6 protein-coding genes and 1 pseudogene are annotated in these 6708 nt (G+C 39.1%); 3 read left to right on the top strand and 4 right to left on the bottom strand.

Translation table 11 applies throughout. The features are described 5' to 3' along the window. Nucleotides 1–204 (bottom strand): annotated as a pseudogene (locus tag KO495_RS00445) (hypothetical protein); the annotation flags it as partial. Nucleotides 205–327: 123 nt separating this feature from the next. Between KO495_RS00445 and rsmD the strand changes: the two are divergent. From rsmD to KO495_RS00430, 3 genes are all read left to right on the top strand, one after another. Further along, nucleotides 328–912 carry a 16S rRNA (guanine(966)-N(2))-methyltransferase RsmD gene (gene rsmD, locus KO495_RS00440; RefSeq protein WP_215978423.1) on the top strand — a complete coding sequence of 195 codons (585 nt, stop codon included), beginning with the start codon at nucleotides 328–330 and terminating at the stop codon, nucleotides 910–912. Nucleotides 913–1013: 101 nt separating this feature from the next. Then, complete coding sequence (locus KO495_RS00435; RefSeq protein ID WP_215978422.1) at nucleotides 1014–2408, top strand: AlkA N-terminal domain-containing protein; 1395 nt, start codon at nucleotides 1014–1016, stop codon at nucleotides 2406–2408. Continuing rightward, nucleotides 2401–2961 carry a methylated-DNA--[protein]-cysteine S-methyltransferase gene (locus tag KO495_RS00430; RefSeq protein ID WP_252738723.1) on the top strand — a complete coding sequence of 187 codons (561 nt, stop codon included), beginning with the start codon at nucleotides 2401–2403 and terminating at the stop codon, nucleotides 2959–2961. Before KO495_RS00435 ends, KO495_RS00430 begins: the two co-directional genes overlap by 8 nt. 105 nt (nucleotides 2962–3066) lie before the next feature. Here the strand turns inward: KO495_RS00430 and KO495_RS00425 are convergent, their stop codons facing one another. The 3 genes from KO495_RS00425 to KO495_RS00415 form a co-directional block, all read right to left on the bottom strand. Then, nucleotides 3067–4041 carry a helix-turn-helix transcriptional regulator gene (locus KO495_RS00425; RefSeq protein ID WP_215978421.1) on the bottom strand — a complete coding sequence of 325 codons (975 nt, stop codon included), beginning with the start codon at nucleotides 4039–4041 and terminating at the stop codon, nucleotides 3067–3069. A gap of 174 nt (nucleotides 4042–4215) precedes the next feature. Further along, nucleotides 4216–5811, bottom strand: a complete 1596-nt coding sequence (locus tag KO495_RS00420) for a serine hydrolase (protein ID WP_252738722.1) — start codon at nucleotides 5809–5811, stop codon at nucleotides 4216–4218. Nucleotides 5812–5875: 64 nt separating this feature from the next. Then, entirely contained in the window at nucleotides 5876–6514 is a 639-nt protein-coding gene (locus tag KO495_RS00415) for a YjaG family protein (protein WP_252738721.1), read from the bottom strand. Nucleotides 6515–6708: the final 194 nt, after the last annotated feature.

Here is a 6708-nt window from a genome sequence, read left to right as displayed (position 1 = left end):
CTCTGGCTCTGGCTCTGGCAGGTCAGTGTTCAATACCTCGTCAGTCGTTACAACTACTTCTTTAGCTTTATCAACTACTTGCTCGGCTATTGGTTCGCTAATCGTTTCGTCAGTGTTATCAACTTGTACTGTTGTGGCTTCTGTTGCGATTTTTTCTTCTTCTGCTTGGTCTTGCTTTTTACCAAAACCTAACCAGGAAAACATACCTTTTTTCTTCGACACTTCTTTCTACCTAAGTAAATTACAGTATTAATAAATTTGGTATTAAAACCAAACAAGGATAAAATTGCCGCTATATTAGCATTTAAAAACAAAGCTGTCAGTGATATGAATTCAGGTAAAAAGCACGCCAATAAAAAATCGACCACAGGTCAAATACGCATTATTGCGGGTAAACATCGCGGGAGAAAATTACCGGTGCTGATGGCTGATGGCTTACGTCCAACCACTGACCGAGTAAAAGAAACGGTTTTTAATTGGTTAATGCCTTATATTCCACAGGCGCAATGTTTAGATTGTTTTGCGGGTTCTGGCGGTTTAGGTTTTGAGGCGCTGTCTCGCGGCGCAAAAACAGTGACCTTAATTGAACTCAATAAAGCCGCAGCCAAGCAATTACAGGCCAATAAAGCCTTATTAAGCGCTAATGAAATCAATGTTATTAACAACGATGCATTAAGCTTTTTACAACAAACAACCGACACCTTTGATGTAGTTTTTATTGATCCTCCTTTTAGACAGAATTTAGTAGCACAAACCGCTATTGCACTAAATGCAGGAAAACTTACTGATAATGCAATGATTTATGTAGAAATGGAAGTTGAGAGTACACAGCAGCTACCGAGTAATTGGGCGTTATTAAAAGAAAAAACGGCTGGTCAGGTAATTTACCAACTGTATCAATATCAAAAATAAGTAAGGGTTAAGGTTTAGTTCCGATTCTGGCTAGCATAAATGTATTGCTTCGCTATAGTGTCAGTCATAACCATTTAACCACGATAACCTTGTATTGACCCATGCTTAATCCTTCTATTTGCCAAAAAGCTCGCCTTTCTCGAGATCCTCGTTTCGATGGTAAGTTTTTTACCGCGGTGAAAACAACGGGCATTTATTGCCGAACCATTTGTCCTGTTTACCCACCAAAAGAAGAAAACGTTATCTATTTTGATAGCGCAATAGAGTGTGCTAACGCTGGATTTAGACCATGCCTACGCTGCCGTCCAGATAGTGCGCCTGGTTCACCAGCATGGCAAGGTGCAAGCACTACGTTTAAGCGCGCAATACAATTAATCAATGAAGGGGCGTTACAAACAGCAAGCTTAGTGGAGTTAGCAAGCCGATTAGGTATAAGCGATCGCTATTTGCGCCAATTATTTAACGAACACTTAGGCATTTCGCCAAAGGCTTATGCGCTTTATCAACAGTGTCTATTTGCCAAACAATTATTACACCAAACAAAGTTACCAATAACACAAGTCGCTTTGGCGTCGGGTTTTAGTAGCATTCGTCGTTTCAATGACTGCTTTCAAGCTCAGTTGAAATTAACACCTTCACAATTAAGAAAATCAAATAAAAGTGATAATAAGTTATTATTGAAATTACATTATCGACCACCATTTAATTGGCCCTTGATGCAACAAACATTAGCCGCAAGAGCAATAGAGGGCATGGAGTGGTGCACAAGTAATAGCTATGGTCGCACTTTTACATGGCAAGAAGCTAACGGCAGCTTTACTGCTAAACATGTTGCAGCAGAAAATATATTTCTCGTTACAATCACATTAGATGACGTTAAATATTTAAAAGCGGTTGTCACCAATATACGTCGTATTCTCGACGTAGATGTTGATATGCAAGCGGTAGAGCATGATCTATCTCAGTGCCCTTCTATTATATTTCCGATTAAATCAGGTATACGTTTGCCCGGTATATGGAGTATGTTTGAAGCAGGGATTCGCGCTATTTTAGGCCAACAAGTTTCAGTAACCGCCGCACGGAATTTAGTCGCTAGTTTAGTCCATCACTTAAGCGAACCCACTCAAAGTGATGACGACAATATAATACACTATTGGTTTCCATCAGCGCTCGCTATTGCGAAAAGTGACTTAGGCTTTTTGAAAATTCCCAACTCGCGAAAGCAAACGCTACGAAACTTAGCTCAATACTTTATTGATTGTCAGCACATTCAGGACGCAAATGATGCCGATCAGTGGTTAACATTAAAAGGTATCGGTCCTTGGACGGTTGCCTACGCCAAAATGCGCGGTTTGAGTGATCCTAATATTTTCCTCGCTGGTGATCTTGGCGTAAAAAAAGCACAAAAAGGACTAACGACACAACTGGAGCCAGAGCAAGCATCACCATGGCAAAGTTACTTAACCTTTCAATTATGGAGTCAATTACATGAATAAATTAGCCATGTATACCGACTATATCGACACTCCTCTGGGGCTTTTTGAGTTCAAAGCCTCTGAGCTAGGTATCACTCAGGCTATTTTTTGTGGTGACCTACCAGCGAACATAATAAATTCAACCGTAACTAATAGCATTACTGAGCGTTGTAAAAGCCAGTTAACTGAATATTTTGCGGGCACACGCCAAGTGTTTGACTTACCACTAACCCCCCAAGGGACAGATTTTCAGCAGTCGGTCTGGCAATGCTTAACGCAAATACCTTTTGGTGAACATTGTTCTTATCAGGATATTGCTAAAAAGCTAGGTAAGCCGAAAGCCTCACAAGCCGTTGGCGGTGCCAATGGTAGAAACCCGATCACCCTAATTGTGCCTTGTCATCGTGTGATTGGCGCAAGTGGTGCATTAACGGGTTATGCAGGTGGTATCGAGCGTAAATTATGGTTATTAAAGCATGAGGGAGTATCTTTAAATACTAATGTTCAGGATAGACACCGAGATATACAGCACGTTATTTCAACGCGACAAGCTAAAACTGAGTTTTTAAATTAGCTCAGTACAATTGGCACTGACGTTATTTTTACTATAACGCCAGTGAACGTTTGTGAGCATTTATCTTATTGGCCTGAGTTTAGGTCACGGCTCACACTTAGGGCACTAGTCTTTATCTAAAAACTCCATTAAACCGACCAATGCAGCAAAAAGCACAGCACCTACCGGCCAAATAACCCAAGTTATTCCCCAATTCATCGTCCATAAACTCCAACCTAAATATATAGCGGTTAATAACGGCCAGTAAAATGCTGCAAGCTGCTCTGCACGTTTTTCACGTCTCGTTTTTACGGTATTAACGCAGTTATCTTTTAATATATTGTTATAGGCTTCATGTTGAGCAGATACTGGTGCAACAATATATATTCCTGTGGCAATCATCAGCATAAGTACCGTTATCATCATTAACACGCTACCCGAACTACCATCAAGAATACTAACCAACAGTAAAGGCACTGCACTAGTAATAAATAAAAATATGCCTACTGACAGTCTTTTACTATAAATAGGTTTGAATTTTCGTAATTTATCGTCAAAAATACTGTGCACACCATAAGCTAATTCGAATGACTCATTCTCTATCGGAGCGATATCACTTTCATATTGATTCGCCTTAATGAAAAAACTAACGCCGAGTGAAATCATCAATAATATACTAACCACCCCAAAAGCAGCGGCAATATCACCAGTTAAGTTCAAACGATTTGTTTCAGCCATAGCTAAAAAAAAGAATAATGGTATTACTGAGCAAACACAAAGCACAACACCTTTGGTGGTGAGCACCGACATTGCCATTTTATTGTCTACATATTTCAAGGCTTGCTCTAAGTTAATTTGCACGGTATTTGACGCTTTATTTTCATTTGTTGTGTCAACAATTTCAATATCGTCTTTCAATAAGTAGTCCGTAGACACCTCAAAAATATCCGCTAGCATAATCACTCGGCTTAAATCAGGAATGCTGTTAGTGCTTTCCCATTTAGAGACTGACTGCCTTGAAACATTCATTTTTTCAGCAAGCTCTTCTTGTGACCAGCCAAGTTGTTTTCTTAATAGGGTAATTTTGTCTGCTAATATCATTAGGTTTATTCCTTTATCTACGTTTGAGCGATAATCATAGAAAACTCAGTGGTTACAGACTAGCAAGCCGAGTTATTAATGTGTCAACCAGCGGTTGCAAATACCTTTTTTAAGTAATAAAAAGGGAATATTGCTATTCCCTTTTTATTAGTAACTACATTGTACTGTTAAATATTAGTCAGCTTGTTTTGGCTGTAATTTCAAGTCATGAAAATCAAAGCTAAAGTCTGTTAAATGTGATACTGCTTTCATCGTGGCATAGTTAATATCGCCCGACTCGCTTAAGTTAAAGTTAATAAAAGCATCGGCTTCTAACGTACGATCATGCCAACGTACAATAAAGGTATTATGTTGATAATGCTCCAATACACCATTTAGTTCGGGAGTATTACCAAACTGCATATTCAGCTTGTTATCTACCAGTACAATATGAATATCGCCATACCAATTATCTTGGTAAGTTTGTGCATATTTAGCTAGCGCTAACGATGGACGAGAGTCTCTATCAACAGCGGCCTCAGCTTTAGCTCGTCGTGCGGCTTCTTTTGCTAAACGTTTTTGTTGTTTGGCTTGATAATAATCAACCCAATCTTTCTTTGGTAACTCGAGGTATTCATTCAGTATTTGATGGTAGATAGCATTGAACGCATCGCCAGACTGTTGGTTAGTTAAAATTACCATGCCTAAGTCGGCTTCTGGTACTAATACTACTTTTGACACCATCCCTAAAATACCACCGCTATGGTGAATCAATTTAACACCATGATAATCTTTTAAAAACCAACCTAAACCGTAAGCAGAAAAGTGGGTTTTATCTTGCTCTGTAGCCTTTTGTGAAACAGATAATAGTGTTTTAGCTTGCCACATAGTTTGGCTTTGCTCAGCAGAAAATAAACGCTGCTCTTTAGTACCGTACGCCCCTTGGTTCAACTGTGCTTTTAACCAATAACTCATATCATGAACACTAGAAGCAACAGAGCCAGCAGCAGAAAATTTCTCTAAAAAGTTACCGCCAACCACGTTCAGCTTGCCTTCTAGAGGAACATGAGCGCGGGCAACATTTTGGTTAGACGATTCAATTAATGAAAACATTGCGCGAGTATTCTTCATACCTAACGGAGTAAAAATACGCGCTTGAATCACTTCATGCCACGGTTGCCCTGTAACGCGAGTAATAACCTCACCGGCAATAATGTACATTAAATTATCGTAAGCAAACTCACTACGAAAGCTGGATACTTCAGGTAAGTATTTTATACCTTTGATAACATCGGCATTGGTTAACGTGGTTTGTGGCCAAATCATTAAATCGCCTGCACCTAAACCTAAGCCAGAATTGTGTGCTAACAAGTCAGTAATCGTAAATTCACGAGTCACATAAGCGTCTGGCATTTGAAATTCAGGAATAACATCAATCACTCGCGTATCCCAAGTGAGTTTTCCTTCATCAACTAAGCCCGCCAATAACGCGGCAGTCATCGCTTTAGTATTTGAAGCAATACCAAATAACGTATCTGGAGTAACTTTAGCGCTTTTACCTTGCTCAATAATACCAAAGCCTTTACGCATCACCACTTCGTTATTTTTTACGATAGCGACAGCAACACCGGGTACCTGAAAAGTATCCATCGCCTTTTTAATGGCCAATTCAATTTTTTGATTTTTTACGACAAGCTCTGAGGGTTGGGCACTAACTTGCTCCGTAAACAATGTTGCCATAATCAATGTTGCTGACATGGCGAGCGACAGTGTTTTATATGCTAACTTCATACGTTGTCCTTTGTTCTTTTGATTTAATCTGATCATTAAGTGATAATAGTTACGCGCGATGGTGCTACTCTATTTCAATACCTAAATTTGACATGCCTTCTGATAACACCATTTTTTTAGCAAGCTGACAAGTACGCTTGTCAATGGCGGCAAACTGTAAAAAATCGAACAGCTCATTTTGCGTTGCTATTTCCCATTGCATTAAAGGATGTTCATTTATTTGTTCTTGGCTAATTTCAGCTTCATCATCAAGCTCTTCAATAAGCAATAATTCAACATAATAGCTAACGCTGTTATGAGATAAACGGCTAATACTTTGTACATCTTCCAAGTCACTTGGATCAATTTTACCCTTTTTAGCGGGCTTTATTTGCATTAATTGCCACAATGCTGTTAATGCCATACACGTATCAAGCGCTGGAAAAACACCAAAAAAATCGAATGCTTCTGGGTCAGGAGTTTGTGGCTCTAGCTTAGTTAATTGTGCATCCGCATTAATTTTAACCGTGCGACTATCGCCCAACCACTGCCAAATAATATCAAGTTGGTTACGTAATAATTTAGCGTCACCAAAATCAGCGCTTTCACTAAACATTTGGTAGTTTGGTAACATCCGCTCTAATAGCGCGGCTGAAAAGGTAATTTGTTGCCAATGACTTAATTTAGCAAAAGGAAGGTGTATCGCCACAGTAATAATATCCAAAAACAATAAAGCTTGGAGTATATACCCAATTCACGCTAAAAGGCGAGTTTAGCGAGCTGTATATAATATCCATTAAGTAATTTACGATGAAAAAACTAGGAATTATATGTCCGCTATCAACCCAAGAGGCAAATAATTGCGGACACAGTAATATTTAATAAAAACAATAATCTATATCCATGTAGCGTTACCTA

This window comes from Colwellia sp. D2M02 (genome assembly GCF_018860755.1).
In the GTDB taxonomy this organism is placed as follows: Bacteria; Pseudomonadota; Gammaproteobacteria; order Enterobacterales; family Alteromonadaceae; genus Colwellia; species Colwellia asteriadis.
The sequence above is the reverse complement of the archived record's forward strand: the minus strand, read 5'-3'. Positions and strand labels throughout refer to the sequence as shown.

Bases quoted from the DNA above. Each gene is read 5' to 3' on its own strand.
- KO495_RS00425 (WP_215978421.1), bottom strand. From the start codon at position 4,041: ATGATATTAGCAGACAAAATTACCCTATTAAGAAAACAACTTGGCTGG.
- KO495_RS00420 (WP_252738722.1), bottom strand. From the start codon at position 5,811: ATGAAGTTAGCATATAAAACACTGTCGCTCGCCATGTCAGCAACATTG.
- rsmD (WP_215978423.1), top strand. From the start codon at position 328: ATGAATTCAGGTAAAAAGCACGCCAATAAAAAATCGACCACAGGTCAA.
- KO495_RS00430 (WP_252738723.1), top strand. From the start codon at position 2,401: ATGAATAAATTAGCCATGTATACCGACTATATCGACACTCCTCTGGGG.
- KO495_RS00435 (WP_215978422.1), top strand. From the start codon at position 1,014: ATGCTTAATCCTTCTATTTGCCAAAAAGCTCGCCTTTCTCGAGATCCT.